We start from the raw sequence: 25,506 nt of genomic DNA, 5'->3' as shown, positions 1-25,506 counted from the left end.
ACTGCGGGGTGGCAGTCACGTTTTACCGTGTGGGGGAATTATGCTTTCGAAACGACCAAGCGCTCACGCGTGGGCGCTGAGCCTTGTTGCGTCCTCGCTTCCGCTCGCGAAAACCGTAAGTGCTCAGGAGCCGGCGCCCATGCCGCTGCCGGACGTGGTCGTTCAGAGCGAAAGTGAGCAGACGAGCACGCCGAAGAAATCACCACCAAAACCTAAGACGAAGTCGACCGCCGCCAAATCGCAGGTCGCCAAGACTGCTGCGGAGAAGGAACCGCTTCCGGTCAGCGACGGCTCTAGCACGCCGCCGGGATCGACGAATGGCTACGTCGCGAAAACGACCAGCGCCGCTACGAAGACGGACACTCCCTTGCAGGAGATTCCGCAATCGATCTCCACCGTCACCCGCCAGCAAATGCAGGATCGCGCTCCACAGAACCTCGGAGATGCGATTCAATATGTGCCGGGTGTTCGCGTCAACCAGTCGGGCTATGACCCGCGGTTCGATACATTTTTTATTCGTGGCTTCGACGCAACCTACACCGGCATCTATCGCGACGGTTTGCGGCAGATGAGCAGCGGCTTCGGGCAGTTCCGCACCGAACCGTATGGTCTCGACAGCATCACTATTCTGCGCGGCCCGACATCGTCGCTTTATGGCGCAAGCAATGCCGGCGGCATCGTCGATATGTATTCCAAGCGTCCGACCGAAACGCCATTTCGTGAGCTTGAGGTTCAGATCGGCAGCTACGATCGCTACCAAGGTAATTTCGATTTTTCCGGCCCGACGACGCTCGGCAACAATGTCCTTTATCGCTTTACCGGCCTCGTCCGCGACAGCAATACCGAGCTGATGGGCACACCGGATGATCGCGTTTATCTTGCGCCTGCGTTGACATTCAAGATCGATCCAAACACCAAGCTGACTATCCTCGGCGAATACATGAACGCCACGACAGGCGCCAACACCGCTTGGTATAACGACTATAGTTCCGGCCACGCGCGTCGCACCGATATCTGGTCCGGCGACCCGAACTTCCAGCTTTTTGATCAGACGCAGGAACGCGTCGGATATGAGTTCGAACACCGCTTCAACGACGTCTTCACGTTCCGCCAGAAAGCGCGCTATTCGAACCTCTTCTCGACCGGGAGGTATATCGATATCTCCGAAGAGATCGAGCCGAATGTCTGGACACGGAACAACGGCGTTATCGTCAGCGACGTGAACAATTTCGTCTCCGATACCCAGTTGGAGGCGCGCTTTTCGAGCGGACCGCTAAAGCATGTGGCGCTCGCCGGAGTCGACGTCGGCTATGTCTGGTACAGGGAAGGCATGGGTTTCGGCGATCCGATCGAGGACGGCGGCATCGTTCCGCCACTCATCAATTACAACTACGGTCAAACGCATATCCCCACGCCCGCGATTCAGACGGTGACACATCAGGATCAGGTTTTGACCGGCACTTACCTGCAGGACCAGATCAAGCTCGATCGCTGGGTCCTGACGCTTGGCGGCCGTCACGACTGGGTCGATACCGATACCGACACGGACGGTGACGTTCTCAAGCAAAGCGATGCGGCTTGGACCGGTCGAGCGGGTCTCAGCTATCTCTTCGATTCCGGCTTTGCGCCGTATATTGCGTACGGCACCGGTTTTGTCGCCAACTCAGGGACGGACTTCATCACTGGCAAGCCTTTCGATGCCGCGAAGTCTGAATCGAAGGAAATCGGTTTCAAGTATTTTGTTCCTGGCTACAACGCGTCCATCTCGTCTGCCGTGTTTGATATTCAGCAGACAAATGGCGTTCAAGATACGTGCGCGGAAATCAATGGCGTCGTCGAATGCGGTTCCGTCCAAACTGGCGTGCTGCGCTCGCGCGGCTTCGAGATTGAAGGTACGACGACGCTCGACAACGGCCTGAGCCTGCTTGCCTCCTATTCCTACATCGATATGCGCATCGAGGATAACGACAACGGCTACAAGGGCAATGTCCTCTCCAGCACACCCTTCAACACGGCGTCTTTCTGGGGCGATTATACATTGCGAACGGGTCCGGCCGCGGGCCTCGGCTTCGGCCTCGGCGTCCGCTACATCGGCTCCAGCTTCGGCGACGACGCAAATACTTATAAGAACGCCGGCCATACGCTGTTCGATATGGCAGTCCACTACGATCTCGTGCGTCTCGATCCAAGCCTGCGCGGAGCTTATCTGCAGGTGAACGCCAACAATATCGCCAACAAGCAGGTCGATGTTTGTTCGGACGACTATTGCTATCTCGACCAAGGCCGCACCGTGATCGGTAGTGTGCGATATCGTTGGTAGAGGTCACGGCGTCGAGTTGCGTTGGTAGAAGTCAGCTTTTTTGTCGCGTAGCTGACCTTCGTTTCGGCCGTCCTGCAATGTCGATTTGCTTCTGCTGGCTACAAAACTTTGGGCTCCTTGCGATGTTCTATGCACTTCAAAGTGTAACGGTTTGTTACATCGGGAGCTTCGCTGGTGCTCGTAAATCGCGCGCAATCGACTTCTGATCAGGCGGTCAATGCCTTGCGGATTTGAAAGAACACGATATTGCGGTGGCTCGGCACTCGTGGCGATAAAGACTATCTGCTTGGTAGATAGGCCAAGAATCAAACGAAGCCGGCGCCAACGCTTCTGCGAACCGCGGATTCGATGCGGGATGCCCATTGCTCGACAGTCCCTGGCGAAGTCACGCGAACGTTATAGGTTGCAGGAGTTTCGAACTGCCCTCCACAACCGGACGCATGATCGACTTTCACGCGATCGACCCACACTACAAAAGCCTGCCTTCCAGCTTGAAAAGCTATTCGACTTGCTTCCGATGAGCAAACGAAGTCCACAACAACAAACTGGCGAGCTCTTGCGATTTGATCGGCTATCCAACCGAGTTGTCGCGCTTGCTGCAATAGATCAACCTCAGCGCGACCGGAATCGAAGGAGACTGCGCTGTACTCGTCGCCGTTCAAGTGGACGGCACCCAGTTTCCCGGCAAGGGCTCGCGCCAACGTTGTCTTCCCAACTCCCCGCACACCAATGAGGAGAACTTTGCGCATATGTGCGGCCTTCATTCCGGTGAGGCATTTTGCAGATGTTGAAAGGGAACAGCCCCTCGGATGTCTTTTAAACCACAAGCGGCTCCCGGCTATTTCCCGATGATTTTATTTTGTATTTTATCGTTTCAGCCGGCGTTTCACGCTTTGGCGCATCAACCCGCGTCTTGCTTTCCAGATCGTTCGCGAAACTCTCACGATCTGCAGCCGTCGAAGTTTTCTTTTCGAGCGTTTTGAACTCGCGCAGAATTTTTCTCAAGCAAAGTCGAAGCGTCTATCTGGTGTGAGTTTGAGTTTTAGGTGTTGGGCAACGATCAGGGAAAAGCTGCTCACACTCTCGCCAGTGCAACGACCGGATCAAGCCGCGACGCATTTCTCGCCGGGAGATAACCAAATACGATTCCAATGAGGCTGGAGCACAAGACAGCGACGAGCATCGACGCTGTTGAATAAATGAGCTGGAAATTTCCGCTCAGCAGATTGAAGGCACCTCCAACCGCTAATGCCAACGCAATGCCGAGGAAGCCGCCGGTCAGACAAACCAAAACGGCTTCAATCAGGAACTGCTGAAGAATGTCCCTTTGCCGCGCGCCAACGGCCATCCGCACACCGATCTCGCTGACGCGCTCCGATACCGACACGAGCATGATGTTCATGACGCCGATGCCACCGACGATAAGAGAAATGATCGCAATGGTCGCGATCAGTAGTGTCAGCGTCTTGGTCGTGCTCGTGATGGTCTGCCGAATATCGTCTGTATTCAGGATGAAAAAATCTTTGGTGCCATGCCTTTGAACGAGAAAATTGGTAACAGCCTGCTCGGCGAGGTTGGTCGATACGTCATCCGCAACCTTGACCGTTATGCTGCGTAACGACGTATTCCCTAAAAACCGAGTCTGAACCGTCGTGTAAGGCAAATAAACTGAGAGATTTTGGCTGGATCCGAACCCGCCCTGCTGCGGCCGCATTACACCGACGATCCGGCATTGCACTTTGCCGATCAGAAGGACTTTGCCGATCGGATCAACATCGCCGCGACCAAAAAGCGTCTTTCGGGTATTTTCATCAATGACGACGTCCTGCGCCCTCTGGCGGACACTGTCGGCATCAAAAAATCGTCCCGCGGCGAGCTTCGCTCCTTTGGCAACGAAATAGGTATCACCGACGCCGTTGACGAGCGCGGTTGCCTCGATCGCGCCAAAGCGGATGGTGCTTGAAGTCGAAACTGTCGGTGTGACCGCAGCGACATAAGCGTTTTTTGCGAGTGCGTCCGCGTCGGCAACGACCAGAGTGGTAATCTTGCCGGAGCGCATATCGCCAAAATCCTTGCCTGCGAATACCTCGAGCGTGTTCGTCCCAAGAACTCGATATGTTGGCGAGGACACGTTGTTGCGACCCTTGCCCCAACGCAACAACGCAGACGACCGACGCGATCCCAATGATGATGCCGAGCATCGTCAAAAATGTTCGGAGCGCGTGCGATTTCATCGCAAGAATTGCCATTTGCATCGCTTCGCCAAGGCGCGCCAGATCGGACAAACGCGAATTCTCATGCCTGCTTCTCGCGGCGGTGGCCGTCCCATGAGCCTGACTTTCAACTGCCGCGCGAGGCATTGCCTTTGGATTTGCGCGGTCGGATACGATTTCACCATCACTGATCTCGACGATGCGTTCCGCCCGCTGGGCAACCGCTAAGTCGTGCGTGACGATGATCACCGTCTCACCGGCGGCGTGAAAGTCACCGAGAATGCGAAGCACATCTTCGCCGCTGTGCTTGTCGAGCGCGCCTGTGGGTTCATCCGCCAAAATGACGTTGCCACCATTCATGAGCGCGCGCGCAATCGAAACGCGCTGTTGCTAACCGCCTGACAGCTGACCGGGTCGGTGATGAGCGCGCTTTTCCATCCCCAGATCGGCAAGGAGGCCAAGCGCACGCGACCTCCGGGTTTGGACCGACTGACCCGCGTAAATTGCCGGCATCTCGACATTGCCGAGGGCCGTTAGATCGCTGAGCAGATGGTAGCGCTGAAAAATGAACCCGAAATGTTCACGCCGTAGAGCCGCGAGTTCGTCGCTGTCGAGCGATGACGTCTCCATGCCATCGATCCGATAACTCCCGGACGTCGGCCGGTCGAGACAGCCGAGAATGTTCATCAGCGTCGATTTTCCCGAACCCGACGCGCCCATGATGGCGACCATCTCGCCGCGATTGATGACGAGATCGACATCTTTCAAGACCACCAGAACACCGTCTCCCGACGGGTACTCGCGTCGTATCTTCCGCAATTCGACGAGGGGTGCCGTCATGATCCTAAAAGCCCATCGGCGGCGGTGGTCCCGACCTAGAATTCGAGGTCGAAGCCGCCTCGGCGGAAAGCTCACCCGTGACGACGCGTTCGCCAAGTTTCAAACCGGATTTGATTTCGGCAATGACCTTGTCGTTGAGACCCACTTCGACATCGCGTCTCGAAATGCGGCCGCTATCGTCGATGACGCCGACTGAGTAAGTTCCATCGGATGCTTTTGTCAGCGCTGAGGATGGCACGGTTAAAACATCCTTAGCCTGCCCGAGAATGATGTGAACTTCCGCCGTCATATAAGTTCTGAGACGGCCGTCGGGATTCGGGACATCGAAAACGCCATTGTAGTAGATCGCCGACGACGAAGAGCTCGAAGAGGATGAGCTTGAAGAATTCGATGATCCCGACGAGCTGAAGCTTGAATCGCTGGTGATCGATTCCGGTGCCGGTTCGATGGATTGAAGCTTACTATCGTATCGACGGTCGGGATCGCCGAGTATCGTAAAATAAAGGGATTGTCCCGGCTCGACCTTGACAATATCCGCTTCCGAAATCTCGGTTCGGACCGTCATCACGTCGAGCTGACCAAGGATGACGATTGTCGGAGCCGATTGCGTTGCGTTTACCGTCTGGCCTTCCTGAGACACGATCGACAAAACGGTTCCATCAATCGGTGCGGTAATCCTGGTATATCCGAGATTGACACGGGCTGTTTCGATCGCGACCTCGGCTTCGGTAATTTGTGCATCGAGCGCTGCAATCTGTGCACTTGTCGTATCGAGCGTGGCTACCGCGGAATCGTAGTCGGCTTGGGAGGATGCACTCTGCGCTAGAGTTTTTACTTGTCGCGCGAGAGAAGACTTGGCGTAGGTGAGTGTCGCCTGTTTCTCCCTTCGCTGCGCCCGAATGTTTTCGAGGCTGGCTTCAGCCGTTCGAAGCGCGTTCGCCTGCGTCATCGAGTCGATTTCGGCAATAAGGCTGCCTTTTTTTATCGTTTGGCCCAGAACAACCTTGATAGTCGTGATCCGGCCCGAAGCCTGCGCGCCGACCGCGACGAGTTTAACGGGCTTTAGCGTTCCGGTTGCGAGTACCGTCTCCTCGACGTTTCCTCGGGCAACCACCGCAGTCATGACGCTCGGTGATTGGCTGGTCGAGGAATATCTCATACCCCAAAAGATCGCGGTGGCAGCGATCACCACGAACCCCAATGCCCAAAAGAAGCGGTGCCCACGTTCTGTCGGTGTCGCAACTGTGAAATCACGATCGATACGCAAAGTGAGGCCCCGTGTTTTTGTCGGTGATTTCCGGCCGCGAAGCATCGACAGGGCGGTCCCAACCGCCACCGAGCGCTTTGTTCAGTGAAATATAATCTTTCACGATCGATACGTTGCTCTCTATCAACGTATCCTCGGCCGAATAAAGCGACCGCTCAGCGTCGAGGACATCGAGGAAGCTTGTCGATCCAGATTGATAGAGTGCGCGCGATAGGGTAGCGGCCTGCCGATACGATTTCGCCGATTCCTTCAGCTTTCGATTGCGAATCCGCTCTTGAGAGAGCCCAACGAGCGAATTCTCGACGTCCTCAAGAGCCGTCAAGACGGATGATCGATAGGCAATGAAATATGTGTCTCGCTCGGCCTCTGCGATTTCGACGGCTGCTTTAAGTTGCCCGCCATGGAAAATCGGGACGGTCACGGAAGGGCCGAACGTCCAGCTGATCGTCGAGCTCTTGAAGAGATCTCCGAAATGCGTCGCCGAGGTTGAGATGTCTCCGGTTAGGCTCACGCTTGGATAACGAGCCGCCTCGGCTTGCCCGATTTTAGCGGTGTACTGTGCAAGCTGGCGCTCCGCGAGACGCACGTCAGGGCGATTGAGCAGCACGTCCGCCGGAATCCCGACTGGAACGTTCATGCGGGTACTTGGAACGGGCGCAGTTTTCTCCAGGCGCGGGAGCAGAGCCGATGGCGGCTGTCCTGTCAGGACTGACAACCTGTGTATCGATTCTGCGAGGCTAGCTTGCAGCTCAGGAATATTGGCCTCGGTGCCCGCGGCCAGTCCTTCCGCATTTGCAAGGTCGACCGCCGAAGACGTCCCGGCTTGGAACTTGGCCCGCGTCAATGCCGCGGTAGATCGTTGTGATGCAGCCGTGCGCTTCGCAAGTGCGATTCTTTCCTGGTAGCCACGCACATCGACGTAGTAGGAGGCCACGTCACCGACAAGCGTCAACAACGTGGCACGCAGCTCTTCGTTTGCCGCCTCGGTGCCGTAAACGGCGGCCTCTAGCCCGCGGCGGTTGGCGCCGAAAATATCGAGCTCCCAGCTTAAATCGAAACCTTTCTGGAATTGCCGGCTGAAAGTCGAAACGCCAGATGTCGATCCGTCCGATGACGCTTCGCTCCATGTTGAAGACGAGACACCATCAATGACCGGAAAGAGAGTTCCGCGCGCCTGACGCATGGTGGCACGCGCTTCGCGGATGTTCGCTTTTGCTGTCGCGACATCGAGATTGCCGGCAACCGCCTGCTCCATAAGGTCGTTCAACGTCGCGTCGTGCAACCCGTACCACCAATTGTTGAGGCGCGGCGCCTTATGCTGCGCCTGCTTGGCACTCCCCCATTGGGAAGGCAACAGCAGCAGTGGCGTTGCGTAGTCGGGGCCAACCGCACAGCCGGCAAGAACGCTGGGCAACACGAGCAGGACCGCGCGTAGGCGCATACGTCGCCTTGAACGCACGATGAAGCTATTCGTCATAAGATCCCCCGATCTTGCAGCCATCTCGACGGCGTTCCCCAACGCTTCACGCACGGCCGAAGCTCTCCTTCACCGGATCCGTCGTTTCCTTTCGCCCAAAAATGCGACGAACGAGGACGAACAGCAGTGGAACGAAGAAGATTCCAATCCCGGTCGCCGCAATCATCCCGCCCATAACACCGACGCCGATGGCATTCTGCGCACCAGATCCTGCGCCTGATGCAATCGCCAGAGGCGCAACGCCAAGAATGAACGCGAAGGACGTCATGAGGATTGGACGAAGACGCTGCTTTGCAGCCATTCTTGTCGCTTCGATAAGCCCCATACCGTGGGCCTGGTTCTCGATAGCGAATTCCACGATTAGAATCGCGTTCTTGGCTGCAAGGCCAATTGTCGTCAGCAATCCGACCTTGAAATAGACGTCGTTCGTTTGATTGAAGAGCAGTGCTGCCAGAAGTGCCCCGAAGATTCCGATGGGAACCGACAGCATCACGGCAAAAGGAATGGACCAGCTCTCATAGAGAGCTGCAAGGCAGAGGAAGACAACCAAAATCGAAATCGCGTAGAGAGAAGTGGCTTGGCTTCCCGAAAGTCGCTCCTGATAGGAGATGCCTGTCCATTCGTGATCGTAGCCACCGGGTAGTTGGCTCGTCAGCTTGTCGATTTCATCCATCGCGTCGCCGGAACTCACTCCTGGCGCCGGCAATCCCTGGATCTCCACGGCAGATGCACCATTATAGCGCTCCAGCCGTGGCGAACCGAAAGTCCAATGGCTCGAAGCTATCGCCGAAAACGGCACCATGCTGCTCGACGAATTGCGCAGATACCACCGGTCGAGGTCCTCTGGCTGCATTCTAAAATCAGGCGCGGACTGCAGATAGACCGATTTAACTCGCCCTCGATCGATGAAGTCGTTCACATAGCTGCTGCCCCAGGCCGTTGCTATCGTCGTGTTGATATCGCCGATACCGAGCCCTAGTGCGCTCGCCTTGTCTTCATCGACGTCTACGGAGAGCTGGGGCGTATCCTCTTGACCGTTGGGGCGGGTTCCCGAGAGCAGCGAACTGCGGGAGGCAAGTGCAATGAGCTTATTTCTCACGGCCATCAACTTCTCGTGCCCGTCGCCGGTTACATCGCGCACATAGAGATCGAAGCCGCTGTTGTTTCCCATCCCCTGGATCGCCGGAGGGTTCAAGGCAAAGATTTGGGCATCTCTGATTTTGGAGAATGCCATCACGGCTCGGCCCGCTACGGCATTCGCGGTGAGCGTTGGTGACTTGCGCAGAGCGAAATCCTTCAGGCTGACGAACGCCATGCCGACGTTCTGGCCCTGCCCGCCGAAGCCAAAGCCCGCGACCGTCATGACGCCATCGACCGCATCTTTCTCGTTCGTCAGATAGTGGTCTGTAACTTGTGAGAGAACGCGCAGGGTTCGATCCTGAGTCGCGCCGACGGGCAGCTGGACGCTCGTGATGATAATGCCTTGGTCTTCTTCCGGCAAAAATGACGATGGGAGCTTTACGAACATCCGTCCCATCGCGACGGCGATCGCAGCGAAAATCATGAGAAACCGCAACGGCCGTGAAATAATTCCGCCGACACCACTTTGATAGGCTTCCGCGCCGAAATCGAACGTCCGGTTGAACCAGGAAGCAAATCTATTGGGCTCGCGATGAGGACGCAAAATGGTTGCGCAGAGCGCCGGCGTCAGAATAAGCGCGACGAGAACAGATAGGACCATTGCGGAAACGATCGTGACCGAGAACTGCCGATAAATCACGCCTACGGATCCGCCGAAGAACGCCATCGGTAGAAAGACGGCCGACAGAACCGTCGCGATGCCGACGAGAGCTCCGGTGATTTCGCTCATGGATTTGCGCGTCGCATCCGCAGGCGAGAGTCCTTCTTCGCGCATGACACGCTCGACATTCTCGACGACGACAATGGCATCATCGACGAGAAGGCCGATCGCCAGAACCATGGCGAACATGGTGAGGGTGTTGATCGAGTATCCGAAGGCCGCAAGGACGGCGAACGTTCCGAGGAGAACGACGGGAACGGCGACGGTCGGAATGAAAGTGGCGCGTAAATTTTGCAGAAACACCAGCATCACGACGAAGACCAGAACGATCGCCTCGAGCAAGGTCTTTACGACGTCTTCGATTGAGAGCTTTACGAACGGAGTCGTGTCGTAGGGGTAGACGACATCCACGCCAGGCGGAAAGGTTGGTGCAAGTTTAGAGATCGCTTTTTTAACGGCTTCCGCGGTGCTTATCGCGTTCGCACCCGTTGCCAGGCTGATTCCGAGGCCCGTTGCCGACATACCGTTATAACGCGACGACGTCGTATAGTCCTCAGCGCCGAGCGCAACTGTTGCGACGTCGTTCAGGCGCACGAGCGATCCGTCGGTGGCGCTGCTCAAGATGATATTGCGGAACTGTTCCGCCGTTTCCAATCGGCTGCGGGCCGTCACCGTTGCATTGAGTTGCTGGCCTTTGCGTGCCGGAAGCCCTCCGAGCTGTCCCGCGGCAACCTGGGTATTTTGGGCTTCGATTGCGGCCGCGACATCGCCGGGCATGAGCTTGTATTTTGCTAGCTTGTCAGGATCGAGCCAAATGCGCATCGCGAACGCCGAGCCGAAAAGCTGCGTTTCGCCAACACCTTCTACGCGACGCAGCGTGTCGTTCAGCGAGCTGTCGACATAATCAGATAGCTCTTCGGAGCTAAGCTTGCCGTCTTTCGAGACGAACCCGACGACCATGAGAAATCCGGTCGAAGATTTCGTAACGGTTATTCCGTTGCTCTGGACGACGCTGGGCAGCTGCGCCTGCACGAGTTGAAGCTTATTTTGCACCTGCATTTGAGCGACATCTGGATCGGCCGCGTTCGTGAACGTCAGCGTGATTTGCGCAGCCCCAGTCGACGTCGAAGTTGCGGTCATGTAGTCGAGATTATCGATGCCGGTCATGCCCTGTTCGATGACTTTCGTCACCGAATTCTCGACCGTTTGCGCATCGGCACCCGCATAGGTCGCACTGATGCGTACGGTCGGCGGCGCGATTTGGGGATACTGCGAGATCGGCAGCGAGTTCAAGGCAAGCAGGCCACCGAGCATGATGACGATGGCAATGACCCACGCGAAAATCGGCCGATTAATGAAGAAAGCAGACATTACGGCCCCGACTAATCTCGCTGCGTCGTATTATGACCGACCTGCCCAAGCGCAAAATTCGTGCGGGTTCCTGCTTCCAGGGAGCCTTGCTGGCGTTCGCGCACTTCGCCCGAAGTGTCGTCAATCGTGACTTCGACAGGTGTTACGTCTTGACCTGCTCGCACGAGCTGAATTCCTTCGACGATGACCTTGTCACCGTTTTTCACGCCCGTTTCGACAAGCCAGTTGTTGCCGACATTGCGTCCAATCGTGAGCACACGCTGTTCGACTTTGCCGTCCTGGCCGACGAACATCGCAACGGGCTCGCCCTTCACATCGCGGGTTACCGCCCGCTGCGGGACAAGAAAGCTATTCTCGGCGATCCCCTCTTCAACGATTGCCCGCACATACATTCCCGGCAGTAAGAGGCGTTCCGGATTGGGGAACACGGCGCGTACAGTAAACGTACCCGTCGTCTCATTGACGTAGGATTCGGAAAACTCCAGCGTGCCGGAATATTGGTAGAGCGTTCCGTTATCCAGCTTCAGCCTTACCTGGACATCCTTGCCGGAAACCCGGATTCGTCCCGCCTTAATGGCTTGGCTAAGATTGATGAGATTTGTGGCGGACTGAGTGACATCGACGTTGATCGGATCGATTGTACGGATCGTCGTGAGCAACGTGGTCTGGCTCGCCGTAACCAAAGCTCCCGGCGTCAACGACGATTTGTCGATCCGTCCAGATATCGGAGCAGTAATCTTCGTGTAGTCGAGGTTGATTTTTGCCGTTTCCACGCTCGCCTTGGCGGCGGCGACGTCGGCTTTTGCCTCAGCAAGAGTCGCCACCGAATCATCCAGATCCTGCTGACTGACAGCATTTTGCGTTACTAGACCCCTATAGCGATCGACCTTGGATTGGGCGCTCGGGACGGTCGCTTCGGCCTTCTGAAGAGCGGCGAGCGCGCTATCGTAGGAGGCTTGATAGCTAGCCGGCTCGATCTGATAGAGAACGTCTCCGGCTTTGACCTCGCTTCCTTCTCGAAAAAGTCTTTTTTCGATGAGGCCACCAACTTGCGGGCGTACTTCGGCCGTCAGCGACGCAGTGGTGCGTCCGGGTAATTCGGCAGTGATTGCGACCGATTGGGGATGAAGCGTAACGACGCTCACTTCGCTACGCGGCAAGACGGCATTATCGCTTACGCTCTTCGTGTTCGAATTGCAGGCCGAGAGACTCAGCAAAAGGAATGCGCCGAACACGGTGATGAACAACCGTTCCTGTCTGCTTGCCTCATCCGATGTCACCCCCACGATTGAACCCCTTCCGACGGATGTCCTGGAACAAAAATCGGGACTCCCGCACGCATAAGCGCGACAGACGCGAATCACGATCTGCGCGTTGCCTTCCCCATAGCGAGAGCTGTAGTCCGGTCGTATTGCGCCATGCGGACGTTATGTGTCTGAACATTTCTGCGGATAGGTTTTTTGTATCTCAACATTGCTGCCGCTCGCAGAAACGGCGACCTGCTACAATTTGCGCGGCCGGGGACTCCGGGGACTTGTGACTAGCGCGATGCGAAGAAAGAGAAATGTGAGCGACCAACAGCTCAACTATCCGCACAGATATCACGTGGCCTGAAGTAGGCCAAAGTTCCTTTACCGCACCTTTCTCGGATCTATAATTCGCGGTCGTCATTTTGTCGGAAGACTGCGCGAGTCATCGTGCGTGATATCGGTGCCCCACGCTTGCGTTCGCACCTCCTGATAGTGAACTTCGGGATTGTATACGACGGTCGCAACACCAAGCCTGGAGACGCTAAGGCGGCCGATGTTGGATATGAGCGTGTATGACGCGATGAGAATATCTCGCTTCGTCGTTTCCAAAGACACTTGCGACTGCAGCAATTCCTGTTGCGCGTTGAGAACGTCGAGAACCGTCCTCTGCCCCACACGCTCCTCCTCGCGAACTCCATTTAATGCTGTGGTATTCGCGGATATAGATGCCTTATCGGATTTGGCCTGCGCACGATAGCTTTGCAGGTTCGACCATGCTTGCACCACCTCAGACTTCACGGATGCGCGGGCAATTTCAACTTTCTGCAGCGCGGCAACGTGATTATGCTTCGCCTGGCGAATATCAGCAAAAACTTTGCCGCCGTTGGCATAAAGGGGAACAGTTGCGCTGCCGACGACTGAAGCAGACTTTTCCTCGTCGTAAATTTCTTCGGGATCCGTGCTGTCCGTGGCGTCGAAATTGTCAGTGAAGCTTGCTTCGACCTGCGCCTGCGGCAACAGTTGCCCGCGCGTTTGATCGACAGTGAAGCGGGCCGCCTGCTCAGCATAAAGGGCCTGAACGACGCCAGGATTTTCTTTGCTCCCTATCGCTACGGCATCTCGCAAAGACCGAGGAATAATCCTGTTATTTGGATCGGCTTCCACGAGGTGCGAGGGAAAATGCCCGATCACTTGCTGGAACACAGCTCTGCTTGACTTCAAATTCGCACGCGCAAGATCGAGATCGGCTTGTCCAAGCGCTCGGCGCGCTTCGGATTGCGCTACGTCGGTCTTTGTAACCTCGCCGACCGCAGCTCGGTCTCGCTGGGCTCTGAGTTCAGCATCAAGAAATTTGAGATTATTTTCATTGAGCGTCACAAGATTCTGGTCGCGGGTGACATCGCCATAGGCTGTGACCGCATCGAGGAGAACTTGCTGTTCTGTGCTGCGCAACGTTTCGCGCCCGGCGCGGTCATTCGCCTCAGCAACGTTGACGGCGTTTCTCGTCTGAAATCCCGTGAATACCGGCTGAGTTACATCAACCGAATACCCCCGCGGCGAAGTAGTAGATCGGCCCGTTGCCGTCGGTGTGACGACTTTCGAACCGAGCCTACCCACATTGGCAGAGAACGATACGTCTGGACGATACCCCGCATTGGCTATCGCTATATCTTCGTCCTTTGCTCTCTGCTGGGCGCGGACGACTTCCAGGCTCGGATTGTACTGATAAGCCGCCTTCAAAGCCTCAAGAAGTGTTTCGGCCCTAACTTCTGTCGAAACAGAAAATGTTGCTACCAGTGCCGCGAAAGCCAAATATTGGCGCCGAACAAGCGTCATTCTCGCCCCGCGCGATAAGAGGCTTGCAACAGCCCGCGCGGCCCCCTGTGATTTTCGTGATCAATGTAGCAGAAGGGGCGTTTCGAGGTGTTTCGAAGTATTGCTGAATGTTTTTATGCACAAATGCCAGATCGTTCATTTCGTCGCGATCTGCTTTAGCCTCTTACGCAAAGCGGGATCTGCTGCAATTTGCGCTTCGCAACAGCCGCGCGTATCGCTAAATCGGGGTTCGAAGAAGAGACCGCAATGGTGATGCCGCAAACGACCCGCATTCTCGTCGTCGATGACGATCCGCAAATCCGCATCCTTTTGGCGCGATATCTGAAGGATCAAGGGTTCGAAGTCCCGCTGGCGTCCAATCAACGTGAACTCGAGCAGAAGCTCTCGCTCGAGCACGTTGATCTTGTCGTTCTCGATTTGATGCTGCCCGACGGCTCCGGATTGGACATCTGCCGGGATCTCAGAGCAACGGGATCCACAATACCCATCATCTTGCTGACGGCACTGAAGGAAGACGTCGATCGCATTATCGGGCTTGAGATCGGCGCCGATGATTATCTCGGCAAGCCATTCAATCCGCGCGAGCTTGTCGCGCGAATTCGTGCGGTCCTGCGCCGCCGATCGGAGCCGATCGCACAGAACCGTGCGAATAGAACTTATCACTTCGACGGCTTTTCGGTCGATCCACAACTCCGAAACGTCTTAGCGCCCGATGGCACCAAAATCGAAGTGACAGGTGCGGAGTTCGACCTCCTGCAGACGTTCCTGGATCGCCCAGGTCGCCTTTTGTCTCGCGATCAACTTCTTGACCTGACGCGTGGGAACGGCGGTGAAATTCTTGATCGCTCAATTGACGTGCTTGTAAGCCGCCTTCGCCGCAAACTCGGTGATGCCGGGGCGCCGAATTTGTTCAAGGCAGTCCGAAACGGCGGATACCAGTTCGCCGCTAAAGTTGAGGTGAGTGATACTGGCTCATGAACAGGCTGCGAACGAAAATTGCGCTTCTCCTTGTCGTTGCGATCGTGCTCGTAGTCGGCGCGCTTACGGGCGTTTTGCTTTTCCTGCTACGACCGCCGGGGACACACCAAACAATGGGCCCCATCGCGGAGCAGGTATTGATGCTCGAAAAGGCGGCCAAGGAAGCACCGAACGCCGTTGCGTTGGCTTCTGCGCCGGCAGGGGGAAAAACATCCACGGAAAAGACCGACTGGCTGCGTGAGGAGCTTCGAAAGCGCGGCTCTGACCTCGCTGCTTCAGTGTCCAGGCTCAATTCGGATTCCCCGGATGTCGTCTCGATTCCGTTAGCAACCGGGCAGTGGTTCTTGATGCCCATTTCCGACCTTCCACCACGAAGCGGAATATGGGGTGTTATGCTCACTTGGCTTGCGCTCATTACATTTGGAGCAACGGCCATTGCAGTTTTCGTAGCAAATCGGATGGTTCGGCCTCTAGTGCTCCTGGAGCAAGTGGTAGAGGCGGTCGGATCGGACGACGTTTTGCCGGAGTTACCAGTCGAAGGACCGGCCGAGGTAAAAGCTGCATCAAAAGCGCTGAACTCGCTTTCACTGCGCCTCAAAGCAGCAATTGAAAGCCGCATGCGAGTCGTGGCTGCCGCCGGTCACGATCTCCGCACACCGATCACCCGCATGCGGCTGAGGGCGGAGTTTGTCGCCGACGACGAAGATCGCGCAATGTGGCTCAAGGATATCGAGGAACTCGAGGGCATTGCGGACAGCGCGATTGAACTCGTCCGAGAAGAAACGGGTAAGAAAATGCCTGAGGACGTCCGTCTCGACACCCTCATTGAGGAAATTGTCGGCGAACTCCAAGACCAGGGACACGATATCACACTTCAATCGAGCGAACCGGCTTTGGTTTCCGCCAACCGCTTGGCACTGAGGCGCGCGCTTCGCAATCTAACCATCAACGCCGCAACACATGGCCTCTGTGCTCGCATAAGAATGCAAATGGCATCGCGAACGGCGCATGTCTTGATCGAGGACGAGGGGCCAGGCATCCCGGCTCATCTCATGGACAATATCTTCGAGCCGTTTTTCCGAGTGGATCCTGCGCGCCGCAAAAGCATTCCCGGGTCGGGCCTAGGATTGACCATCGCCCATGAAATTATTTCTCGCGCCCGCGGACGATTGATCGTCGAAAACAGTCAATCTAAGGGCCTTATACAGCGCGTCGAGCTGCCGATCATCGGGGAGTAGCTCGGGCAAAGATTACGCGAGAGCCGCGGTGTCCGCTGTCCAACCTAGCGGACAGTGGAGAAGGTCGCCGGCGATCGAGCCGCCGGAGATGCCGCGACCATCGCGCCAAGTTTCCTCGACATGCGTATTGAATCAACACGGGCTGGCCAGCGGCCATTGATAGAACGGCCGACTTTCGCCCCCAGCACGATTTGACAGATGCTAAGCAGTGGCCCTCAGGCCGCATGGCGCGCCGTATAGGATAAAAGTGCGCACGTTTATTATCGAAATTTTTTCAACAATCTCTCGGTTGCGTGCGTGATGCTTCCGAGCGTGGGGCCATCTTGTGGATCTCCAACGGGCTCCTTCGCCGAGAGCGGGCGTTAACTGCGGCGCAGAGCTTCGACGTAAAGTGCTCCTCTGATCACTCTTCTTCTTAGCCGGCCCCGTTGGATCCGGGTTCGCAAGCCCGGCGAGCGCCGCCCTTGAGCTAACGCGCCTGTTGACGGCTGGACAAAGTAGCGAACCCGTCGTAGAACAAAAAGAGAACAAAAAATTCAAGTCGGTATGCCATTGCTATCAACCCTCATAAATCCTTCTCCAGCCGTCGTCTTGCGTGAGGTCGTTGCGTGGCGCGGGCACCCTGGCTCTGCGATAGGCTTCGGGTTGGCTCTCGCATCGCTTTCGCTCGCGCACGCCCTACGCCACCATGCGGATCTGCTCTGGGTACGAGAAGCTGCCGCCGAGATCGAAGCGGGTGAGCCTTATGGTCCAGGGCTAGCATGTCTCGGAATTGCTCCTGACAGGCTCATCCTGGCCCGGATGCGTACGCACACGGAGGCTCTGCGCGCAACATTGGAGGGCGCACGCTGCCAAGCGCTCGGGGCCGTTCTGCTCGAAACCATCCGGCCTTTAGACCTGACGGCCAGCCGCCGTCTGAAGCTCGCGGCAGAAAAATCCGGTGTTCCCATCGTTCTGATCCAACTGGCTGGCATCTCTATGGCCAATGCCGCTCAGGTTCGCTGGATGCCGCGCGCAGCGGCGCAAACGGCGCCCCCCGATGCAGTCGAGCGACTTGTTTTTGATGTAACGGTGCTCAAGCACCCAACCGGGCAGGCCGGAAAACGCGGCTTCGTGAGGTGGAATCATGACCAGCGATGTTTCGAGGCGCTATCTATGTCTATGGCTGCCCTTTCTGGCAGCGGATCGTTGGCGGCATGAGACTGGGAGCGACGACGATCGTCCTATCGTGTTTGTTGAGAAAGCGGGTGGGACTTCGCGGCTGAGCGCTGTCGACGCCCGTGCGCAATCTTGCGGTCTGCTGCCTAATCTAACACTCGCGGATGCCCGTGCGCGCGTTCCCCAGCTTCGTGCGCTTGTTGCCAATCGGGCGGTGGATGCCGCTTACCTCGAACATCTCGCCGATGTTGCAGGGGTCGTCACGCCCTCGGTTGCTCTGGATACGCCCGACGGCCTAGCGCTCGATATCACTGGATGCGTGCATCTGTTCGCAGGAGAAGCAGGGCTCGCCGAACGCCTCCAAACCGTTTTGCAAGCTGCCGGAGCATCTTCAGTGAGGCTGGCCGTTGCACCAACCCCCGACATGGCTCGTGCACTAGCCCGCTTCGCCCGCATCAGCCCCTGCTTCGCCACCGACAGTGCGTTGGTGCGCACCCTTTCCGTCGCCGCTATCGAGTGCGCACCAGAAGATGCTCTCGCTTTGAAACGGGCTGGTCTCAAAACAATTGCCGATGTTGCCAACCGTCCTTCAGTCTTATTTACGGCCCGATTCACTCCGGCTTTCACTGTCAAACTCGCACGCGTGCTCGGCGAAGAAGACCGACGCATCTCTCCAGTGAGGGCTGTGTCGCCATGTCGGGTGGAGCATCGCTGCGTCGAACCTGTCCTCAGTCAAGACATGATACAAACCATACTTGTCCGGTTGGTCGCCGAAGCTGGCGATGTATTGTGCGCGCGTGGTGAGGGAGGGCGAGCCTTCGAGGTGCAGTTCCTGCGAGCCGATGGCACGGTGTGCCGCATCTGCGTCGAAACCAGTCTGCCGACACGCGATCCAACAGTCGTCATGCGGCTCTTGCGCGACCGGTTGAGCGCACTCGTCGATCCGCTTGATCCCGGTTTCGGCTTCGACGTCATCCGCCTCATGGTCTTGCGAACCGAGCAATACATAGAGAGTCAGACAACACTCGACGCACACGTGGAACAGGACGATCAGATATCGCAGTTTACCGATCGCCTCTCTACCTTGTTCGGTCCCCATAGCATCACCCGGATGCTGCCCGGCGACAACCACATTCCTGAGCGTGCGCAAGTGGTCGTGTCGGCCGCGAGCGGTTCTTTCTCTCAATCCAGATGCGAAGATTGGATCGCTTGGGGATCAAATTGCTCCCGGCCTATTCTGCTTTACCGCCAGCCGCAAGCGATCGAAGTTGAAACCGACGACAACGATGATCCGGTCCGGCTGCGCTGGCGCCGTGTCCTGCATCACCTCGGCATGGCAAATGGCCCGGAGCGGATCGCGGACGAATGGTGGCTGGCGCCGTCCGACTACGGGACGCGGGATTATTTTCGCGTTGAGAGCAAAGAGGGGCAGCGCTTCTGGATTTTCAGAGCCGACGCGACGGCAACGGTACCATCATCGGGAAAATGGTTCCTGCATGGGCTCTTCCAATGACTTGTGCCCCAGAACGCCTCGCTTCCGATTACGCAGAACTCGTCACCATTACAAATTTTTCATTCCTGCGGGGTGCCTCCCAGCCGGAAGACCTCGTCATTCGTGCATTGATGCTTGGCCACACCGGGATCGGCATTGCCGACCATAACTCCGTCGCAGGAGTCGTCCGGGCTTTCGGTGCGCTCCGGGATTTGAGCCAGAATGGCTTGCCTGCCCCACAGAAAGTACGTGATGGCTCGGGACCTGGCGAGCATACCTGGATCGTCAGCGAAAAAGAGGTCGAATGGGCAGAGGTGTCCGAGGCCATCAAACAACGCGCGACTGCCTTTCGCCTCGCAGTCGGCGCTCGCCTCGTCTTCTGCGATGGCACGCCAGATGTCGTCGCTTATCCCCAAGATCAGCAAGGCTGGGAACGACTGTGCCGGCTATTGAGCCAAGGCAAGCTCAAGGCGAAAAAAGGAGATTGTAAGCTTTGCCTGAACGATCTTCTCGCTAGTGCGGCGGGCCTCTTGCTGATCGTCATCCCACCCGAGCGAGAGCTTGAGAGACTGCCGACGCTTCTCACGTCTCTGCGGGAGACGGCTCGTGATCGCGTGTGGCTCGCGATCGCCCGGCATTTTCGCAGCGATGACCGTCGCCGGCTCGCCGCTTTGAGCCGGCTCTCTGTCACGAGTGGCGTTCCGCTCATTGCGATCAACGATGTGCTCTACGACACACCGGAGCAACGGCCGATCCAAGACGTGCTGACATGCATCCGTGAAGGACTGAAGATCGAAAGCGCCGGTCGTCTCCTGGAAGCTAATGCCGAGCGACATCTGAAAGCCCCTGCAACAATGCACAATCTGTTTCGGGATGTTCCCGAGGCGATGGCAGCGACGCAGAACTTACTGTGGCAGGTGGCGTTCTCGCTCGGCGACCTCAAGTACGAATATCCGGACGAGCCGGTACCTGAAGGATGGACGCCGCAAGGCTGGCTCGAGCATCTGACGTGGCGAGAAGCCAAAGTCCGCTATGCGGGAGTCATTCCGGAAAAGGTCGAGATGCAATTGCGCGATGAACTCTCTCTCATCGATACACTAAAGTATGCGCCCTATTTCCTCACAATCCATGACATCGTGTCAGAGGCTCGGCGTCGTGACATCCTGTGTCAGGGGCGCGGCTCGGCGGCAAATTCCGCTGTCTGCTATGTGCTCGGCATCACCTCGGTCGATCCAGCGCGAAGCAATCTTCTGTTCGCACGTTTTATTTCGAGCGAGCGGCGTGAGCCGCCGGATATTGATGTCGACTTCGAGCACGAGCGGCGTGAGGAAGTCATCCAATACATTTACGATCGCTATGGCCGGGAGCGAGCTGGTCTCGTCGCCACCGTCATCCGCTACCGTCCACGCAGCGCTATTCGCGATGTCGGCAAGGTGCTCGGGCTTTCCGAGGACATCACTGGGCGCATCGCCGACACCCAATGGGGAAGCTGGGGCTCTTCGATCCCCGACGCGCATCTGCGCCAAGCCGGGCTCGACCCGCAAAACCCCGTAATCCGACGCGCGGTCATGCTCGCCAGCCGTATTCTCGGCTTTCCTCGTCACCTCTCCCAGCATGTCGGAGGTTTTGTTCTCGCGCGCGAACGCCTTGATGCCCTCGTCCCCATCGGCAACGCGGCAATGGAGAAGCGCACTTTCATAGAGTGGGACAAGGACGATATCGATACGCTCGGACTGATGAAAGTGGATGTGCTGGCTCTTGGAATGCTTACCTGTATCCGTAAGGCGCTCGATCTGATGCGCGTGCACGAAGGCGCCGATTACGATCTTTCCACCGTGCCACCAGAGCAGGGTGATGTTTACGCCATGCTGCAGAAGGGCGACTCCATCGGCGTATTCCAGGTCGAGAGTCGGGCGCAGATCAACATGCTTCCACGACTGCAGCCGAAAGAATTCTACGATCTTGTCATCCAAGTCGCCATTGTGCGGCCCGGGCCGATCCAGGGTGACATGGTGCATCCTTACTTGCGCCGACGCTCAGGAATCGAGCCCATAACGTTTCCCTCGCCGGCACCACCTTATGATCCCGACGAATTGAAACCCATCCTGTCGCGAACTAAAGGAGTACCGTTATTCCAGGAGCAGGCGATGCACCTCGCCATGGTCGCGGCCGAGTTCAGCGATGCCGATGCGAACGGTCTTCGTCGCGCCATGGCGACATTCCGCAATGTCGGGACCATCCATATATTCGAGACGAAAATGGTCGAGCGAATGGTCGAGCGCGGCTATGAGCGCAGCTTTGCGCAACGCTGCTTCGATCAGATCAAAGGCTTTGGCGAGTACGGCTTTCCCGAAAGTCATGCAGCCTCGTTTGCTCGCCTCGTCTATGTGTCGTCATTCATCAAGTGTCGCTATCCGGCCGCCTTCGCCTGTGCGCTGCTCAATGCCCAGCCAATGGGATTTTATGCGCCGGCCCAGATCGTGCGGGATGCTCGCGAGCATGGCGTCGAGGTCCATCCCGTCGACGTTAACGCGAGCGTCTGGGACAACACACTTGTTGTCGGCTCTGACGGCCGCACTGCCCTCAGACTTGGATTCCGCCAGCTCGACGGCATGCAGAAGGCATGGAGCGAGGTTGTAGTCAACCGGCGCGGGAACGGTTATGCCGATATTGACTGCCTTGCCTTACGCACTGCCTTGCCACAAAAGGCGCTTCGCGTGCTTGCGGACGCCGATTGTTTCCAGTCGGTCGACATCAATCGACGCGATGCACTGTGGGCGGCGCGGTGTTTACCTGATGCGGATGAGTTGCCGTTATTCGCTGCTGGACGCGAGCGAGAACTGGCGAAGGAGCCACCGTCACATCTGCCGGATATGCCGCTGAGCGAGCATGTTGCGGCCGATTATCAGACGGCGCGTCTGTCACTCAAAGGCCATCCGATGGGCTGCCTGCGCAGTGTCTTCGTTTGCAACGGAGTTGAGACATGCGTTGAAGCCAACCAACGTTCCGACGGCACTTGGGTGCGCGTGGCTGGCGTCGTTCTGGTTCGTCAGCGTCCGGGCAAAGGCAATGCTATCTTCATCACGATTGAGGACGAGACCGGCATTGTCAATATCGTACTGTGGGCACGCCAATTCGAGAAGTTTCGTCGTGAGGTGATGAGCGCACGCCTGCTGATGGTCGAAGGCCGAATGCAAATCAGTGCTAATGGCGTTGCACACTTGATGGCCGCAAGAGTGTACGACCGGAGTACTGAGCTGTTAGCTCTGTCAGACGGTCATGCCTCGACGATCGAGCTCACAGGTGCGGACGGGTTCCAGCACCCGCAGCATCCCCGCACACGGCACCCCCGCAACGTGCGCATCCTTCCTGTGTCCCGTGATTTCCGTTGATCCGGGACTAATGTCCGCAGTTAGCTCTTGGCCGACGATCGCTCTATATCACATGCATCACATGCATCACATGCGTCGATTCTTAGATCAAAAGCAGAAGTCAGCGCCGACTTGCGCCTAGATCGCTGTTTGAAGCGAGGTACAATACGGCCTTCAGGTCGGCATGGCGCGCCGGAGAGGATGAAGATGAGAACTTTTGCTTCGTCGTTAAGGTCGTTTGATAATCAAAGACCAGCTCCGGGCCAAGAGTACGCGGTTCACCGATACAGAGCGCTACTTCGTCTCGGAAGCTTCTGTTTATCGCCTTCTCAAGGCTCACGACCTCATCACCAGCCCGGCCTTTTATCGTCATAAAGGCAGCCGATGTATCTCAAGGTCATGGGCCGGTTCTATCTGTCGACGATCCTCGACGACTACTCGCGTTACATCATCGCCTGGAAGCTATGCACCACGATGAAGCGGAAGACGTGACTGACACGTTGCCGCTGGCGCTCACGGCCTCAGGCGTGCGACCACGCTCGTGTCGTCCAAAAACCGCTTAGATTGAAAACTGATGAGCCAAAGTCTCCGATACGTCACGCCCTAAACTGTCTCAAAGCATTCGACGACGGACAGTCTTGCCGCACGCAACGATCGCCCGATTTGCGGCAATGACTTCGATCGCGCCGCGACGATATCATTAGTATGCAGATTAATTGCCGCCGAAAGAATCTGAATCCGATTCACGACCTCTCGGGTCGAGCTCCTCTTATTCCACATCGCGAAATTATCGTCCCAATCGCCTCAAAACCCCTTCTTTATTTACCCCGCGATTCAACGCGATCTTTTGAGAGCTTTGGGGGATGTCATCATGAGAATGAAGCGTTTGATAGCGGCAACGACCTTTGTGTCGGTTGCCGCGATTTACGCAAGTGAACCGGTGCATGCGACCGAGGGGGTCACGCCGTTATTGGGTGGTGTGACCATCGGCGTTCCAGCGGGTGCCGCCCCGCCGCCGGGACTATACTCGTCAACAACGCTTTTCTATTTGCAAGGGGATCTCAAAAACGGAAGCGGCCAGAAAACGCCGCTAAAGCTCAATGAAATTGAAGTGTCGGAAACGCTTCTGTTATCGACGTCGCTCGAGATGTTTGGAGGCCAGCTCTACGGTTACATCGTTCAGCCCTACAAAGGCGTAACCAAGGAAATCGGCGGCACGAAGGACTGGCAAAGCGGTGCGTTCAATACGATTGTCTCGCCGGTCAATCTGTCGTGGAACCTCGGCGGCGGATATTTCTTCAGCGCTGGTGCAGCGTTTTATCTTCCCAACGGAACCTATAGCCCGACCGGCACAAAAGCCGCGAACGGCTACTTTACGTTCGAGCCGACGGCAGCGATCACATATCTCAAGGATGGGTACCATTTTACGGCTAATGCGGTTCTCGACATAAATTCCGAGAACTCGGATACCAACTACAAGAGCGGCAATGATTTCGGCATCGACTTTACCGCGACGAAGGCATTCGGAAATTGGTCGCTGGGCGCCGGTGGCTACGTTGTGCAGCAGTTCGAGAACGACAAGGTCAACGGGCAGGTGGTTCCCGCCAGTTCGTTCAACGGCCGTGGCAACAAGTGGAGCGAAATCGGCATCGGTCCGTACGCATCATATAATTTTGGCGACTTCCAAGTCTCGGCTTGGGCAACCTTCGACGTCCTGGCCAAAAATACGATCAGCTCGAACATCGGCTGGGTACGATTGAGCGTTCCTCTGGGCAACCCTCTTAAAGAATAGAGCAAGCACCGAGGTTAGGCCTGCGTCTCGTTCCCTCACCCGTCGGGGGCGAGACGCGGCCGTTAAAAGGTGATGACCGCTGCTGTCGTCGATGTAAGTGTTTCGTACTCGACGATGTCCTGCGCGCGGCGCAAGCGTCAATTCTCGCTGTTGCCGCCGTGACGTCCGTGAACAAAAGAAACCGCTGACACGATCGCGAGAGCCGAGCAGACCGCCCGGACCCCAGATTTTCGACAACGACACATCAGGCATCGAAAAGCGCGTAACAGGCGGAAAGCAGCTTCTCTGGAAATTCCAGCGCGATCGAATGCGAGCAACGGGCAAGAAGCGAAACGTCAGCCTGCGGCAGCGATTCAGCAATCTTCAAAGTCACCTCTGGCGGAAATGCCGTGTCATTCCGGCCGTGCAGCATCGTGACGGGAACGCTGATCCGCTTGAGTTCATCTTCCGAGACGAGCGCCTCGTTGACGAACCGCTGCCGATCGCCTGCAAACATCGCCATGAAATAATCTTTGTAGGACTGATCTTCCCACAGTGTCGCAACTCGGTTGTCGATGTAAGCGTTTGTAATGTGCTTACGATCGTAGATCAGCGTTTCCGCCAGCGCGACAAGGTCTGCACGATCATTAGGAAAGCTCCAACAGCGAACCGTTCCTTCGTTGACCGGGAACGGCGCGCCCATGGATCCGGTCGTCAGCACCTTGGCGATGCGCGGCTCGGAAGCAGCCAGCTTCAGAGCCAAAGCTGCCGAAAGGGAATGACCGACGACGCCGATTTTCTCGCCTGGCATACGATCAATCATAGCCCGACACTGGCGCAGCCAGAAATCTATGTCGAAATAGGGCTTCTTCGTCCGCCGTCCGGAGGCGCCGAAGCCGATCAGATCCATCCCGAAAATCTGATATCGCGCCATCAGCGGCTCGAGGATCAGACGCCAATTCGCGTAGGTCGACGCTCCCGGCCCCGATCCATGGATGAGCAGTAATGGAAACCCCTTCCCACCTTCCACAACATGAACCGGAATATCTTCGAATTCGAATTTAAGTCCTTGAAAAAATGGCACGTGATTTCTGCTCCGCATATCCCTGGAGCCCCATTAATC

Annotated in this window: 14 protein-coding genes and 2 pseudogenes; 8 read left to right on the top strand and 8 right to left on the bottom strand. The window is 56.8% G+C overall.

The annotated features are described in order from the left end of the window. Nucleotides 1-139 precede the first annotated feature (139 nt). A complete protein-coding gene (locus QM780_RS12180) occupies nucleotides 140-2,320 on the top strand; it encodes a TonB-dependent siderophore receptor (protein WP_415070728.1) in 2,181 nt (726 codons plus the stop codon). A gap of 305 nt (nucleotides 2,321-2,625) precedes the next feature. On the opposite strand, the gene QM780_RS12175 is transcribed toward QM780_RS12180, so the two are convergent. From QM780_RS12175 to QM780_RS12145, 7 genes and pseudogenes are all read right to left on the bottom strand, one after another. Next, a complete protein-coding gene (locus QM780_RS12175) occupies nucleotides 2,626-3,069 on the bottom strand; it encodes an AAA family ATPase (protein WP_415070727.1) in 444 nt (147 codons plus the stop codon). 326 nt (nucleotides 3,070-3,395) lie between these two features. Beyond that, a pseudogene (locus tag QM780_RS12170) lies at nucleotides 3,396-5,373 on the bottom strand (MacB family efflux pump subunit). A 4-nt stretch (nucleotides 5,374-5,377) separates the two neighbouring features. Beyond that, nucleotides 5,378-6,685, bottom strand: a complete 1,308-nt coding sequence (locus QM780_RS12165; RefSeq protein ID WP_415070726.1) for an efflux RND transporter periplasmic adaptor subunit — start codon at nucleotides 6,683-6,685, stop codon at nucleotides 5,378-5,380. Continuing rightward, nucleotides 6,624-8,117, bottom strand: coding sequence for an efflux transporter outer membrane subunit (locus tag QM780_RS12160; protein ID WP_415070725.1), 1,494 nt, complete (start codon nucleotides 8,115-8,117; stop codon nucleotides 6,624-6,626). Before QM780_RS12160 ends, QM780_RS12165 begins: the two co-directional genes overlap by 62 nt. Nucleotides 8,118-8,163: 46 nt before the next feature. Beyond that, on the bottom strand, nucleotides 8,164-11,289 hold the full coding sequence (locus QM780_RS12155) for an efflux RND transporter permease subunit (protein ID WP_415070724.1): 3,126 nt from the start codon (nucleotides 11,287-11,289) through the stop codon (nucleotides 8,164-8,166). An 11-nt stretch (nucleotides 11,290-11,300) separates the two neighbouring features. Next, the gene (locus QM780_RS12150; protein WP_415070723.1) at nucleotides 11,301-12,575 is read right to left on the bottom strand and encodes an efflux RND transporter periplasmic adaptor subunit; all 1,275 of its coding nucleotides are present in this window, start codon (nucleotides 12,573-12,575) and stop codon (nucleotides 11,301-11,303) included. A gap of 381 nt (nucleotides 12,576-12,956) precedes the next feature. After that, nucleotides 12,957-14,375, bottom strand: coding sequence for a TolC family outer membrane protein (locus tag QM780_RS12145; protein WP_415070722.1), 1,419 nt, complete (start codon nucleotides 14,373-14,375; stop codon nucleotides 12,957-12,959). 246 nt (nucleotides 14,376-14,621) lie between these two features. Here QM780_RS12145 and QM780_RS12140 point away from each other — a divergent pair, with 246 nt between their 5' ends. The 7 genes and pseudogenes from QM780_RS12140 to QM780_RS12110 all read left to right on the top strand — a co-directional run bounded on the left by QM780_RS12140 (nucleotide 14,622) and on the right by QM780_RS12110 (nucleotide 24,404). Then, complete coding sequence (locus QM780_RS12140) at nucleotides 14,622-15,353, top strand: response regulator (RefSeq protein WP_415070721.1); 732 nt, start codon at nucleotides 14,622-14,624, stop codon at nucleotides 15,351-15,353. Then, nucleotides 15,350-16,591: an ATP-binding protein gene (locus QM780_RS12135; RefSeq protein WP_415070720.1), complete on the top strand. Its 1,242-nt coding sequence runs from the start codon at nucleotides 15,350-15,352 to the stop codon at nucleotides 16,589-16,591. The genes QM780_RS12140 and QM780_RS12135 overlap by 4 nt, the downstream gene beginning before the upstream one ends. 834 nt (nucleotides 16,592-17,425) lie before the next feature. After that, complete coding sequence (locus tag QM780_RS12130) at nucleotides 17,426-17,791, top strand: hypothetical protein (protein ID WP_415072086.1); 366 nt, start codon at nucleotides 17,426-17,428, stop codon at nucleotides 17,789-17,791. Continuing rightward, nucleotides 17,718-19,262 carry a Y-family DNA polymerase gene (locus QM780_RS12125; RefSeq protein WP_415070719.1) on the top strand — a complete coding sequence of 515 codons (1,545 nt, stop codon included), beginning with the start codon at nucleotides 17,718-17,720 and terminating at the stop codon, nucleotides 19,260-19,262. The genes QM780_RS12130 and QM780_RS12125 overlap by 74 nt, the downstream gene beginning before the upstream one ends. Next, nucleotides 19,259-22,633 (top strand): error-prone DNA polymerase, encoded by a 3,375-nt coding sequence (locus QM780_RS12120; protein ID WP_415070718.1) that lies wholly within the window; start codon nucleotides 19,259-19,261, stop codon nucleotides 22,631-22,633. The genes QM780_RS12125 and QM780_RS12120 overlap by 4 nt, the downstream gene beginning before the upstream one ends. Before the next feature lie 238 nt (nucleotides 22,634-22,871). Next, nucleotides 22,872-23,194, top strand: a pseudogene (locus tag QM780_RS12115) (DDE-type integrase/transposase/recombinase); the annotation flags it as partial. Between the two features lie 289 nt (nucleotides 23,195-23,483). Next, entirely contained in the window at nucleotides 23,484-24,404 is a 921-nt protein-coding gene (locus QM780_RS12110; RefSeq protein ID WP_415070717.1) for a transporter, read from the top strand. A gap of 244 nt (nucleotides 24,405-24,648) precedes the next feature. Here QM780_RS12110 and QM780_RS12105 read toward each other — a convergent pair whose 3' ends face one another. Next, entirely contained in the window at nucleotides 24,649-25,467 is an 819-nt protein-coding gene (locus QM780_RS12105) for an alpha/beta fold hydrolase (RefSeq protein WP_415070716.1), read from the bottom strand. Nucleotides 25,468-25,506: the final 39 nt, after the last annotated feature.

Source organism: Hyphomicrobium sp., assembly GCF_047600905.1.
Lineage (GTDB): Bacteria > Pseudomonadota > Alphaproteobacteria > Rhizobiales > Hyphomicrobiaceae > Hyphomicrobium_B.
Note: the sequence above shows the minus strand (reverse complement) of the source record. Positions and strands in the feature narration are given on the sequence as shown.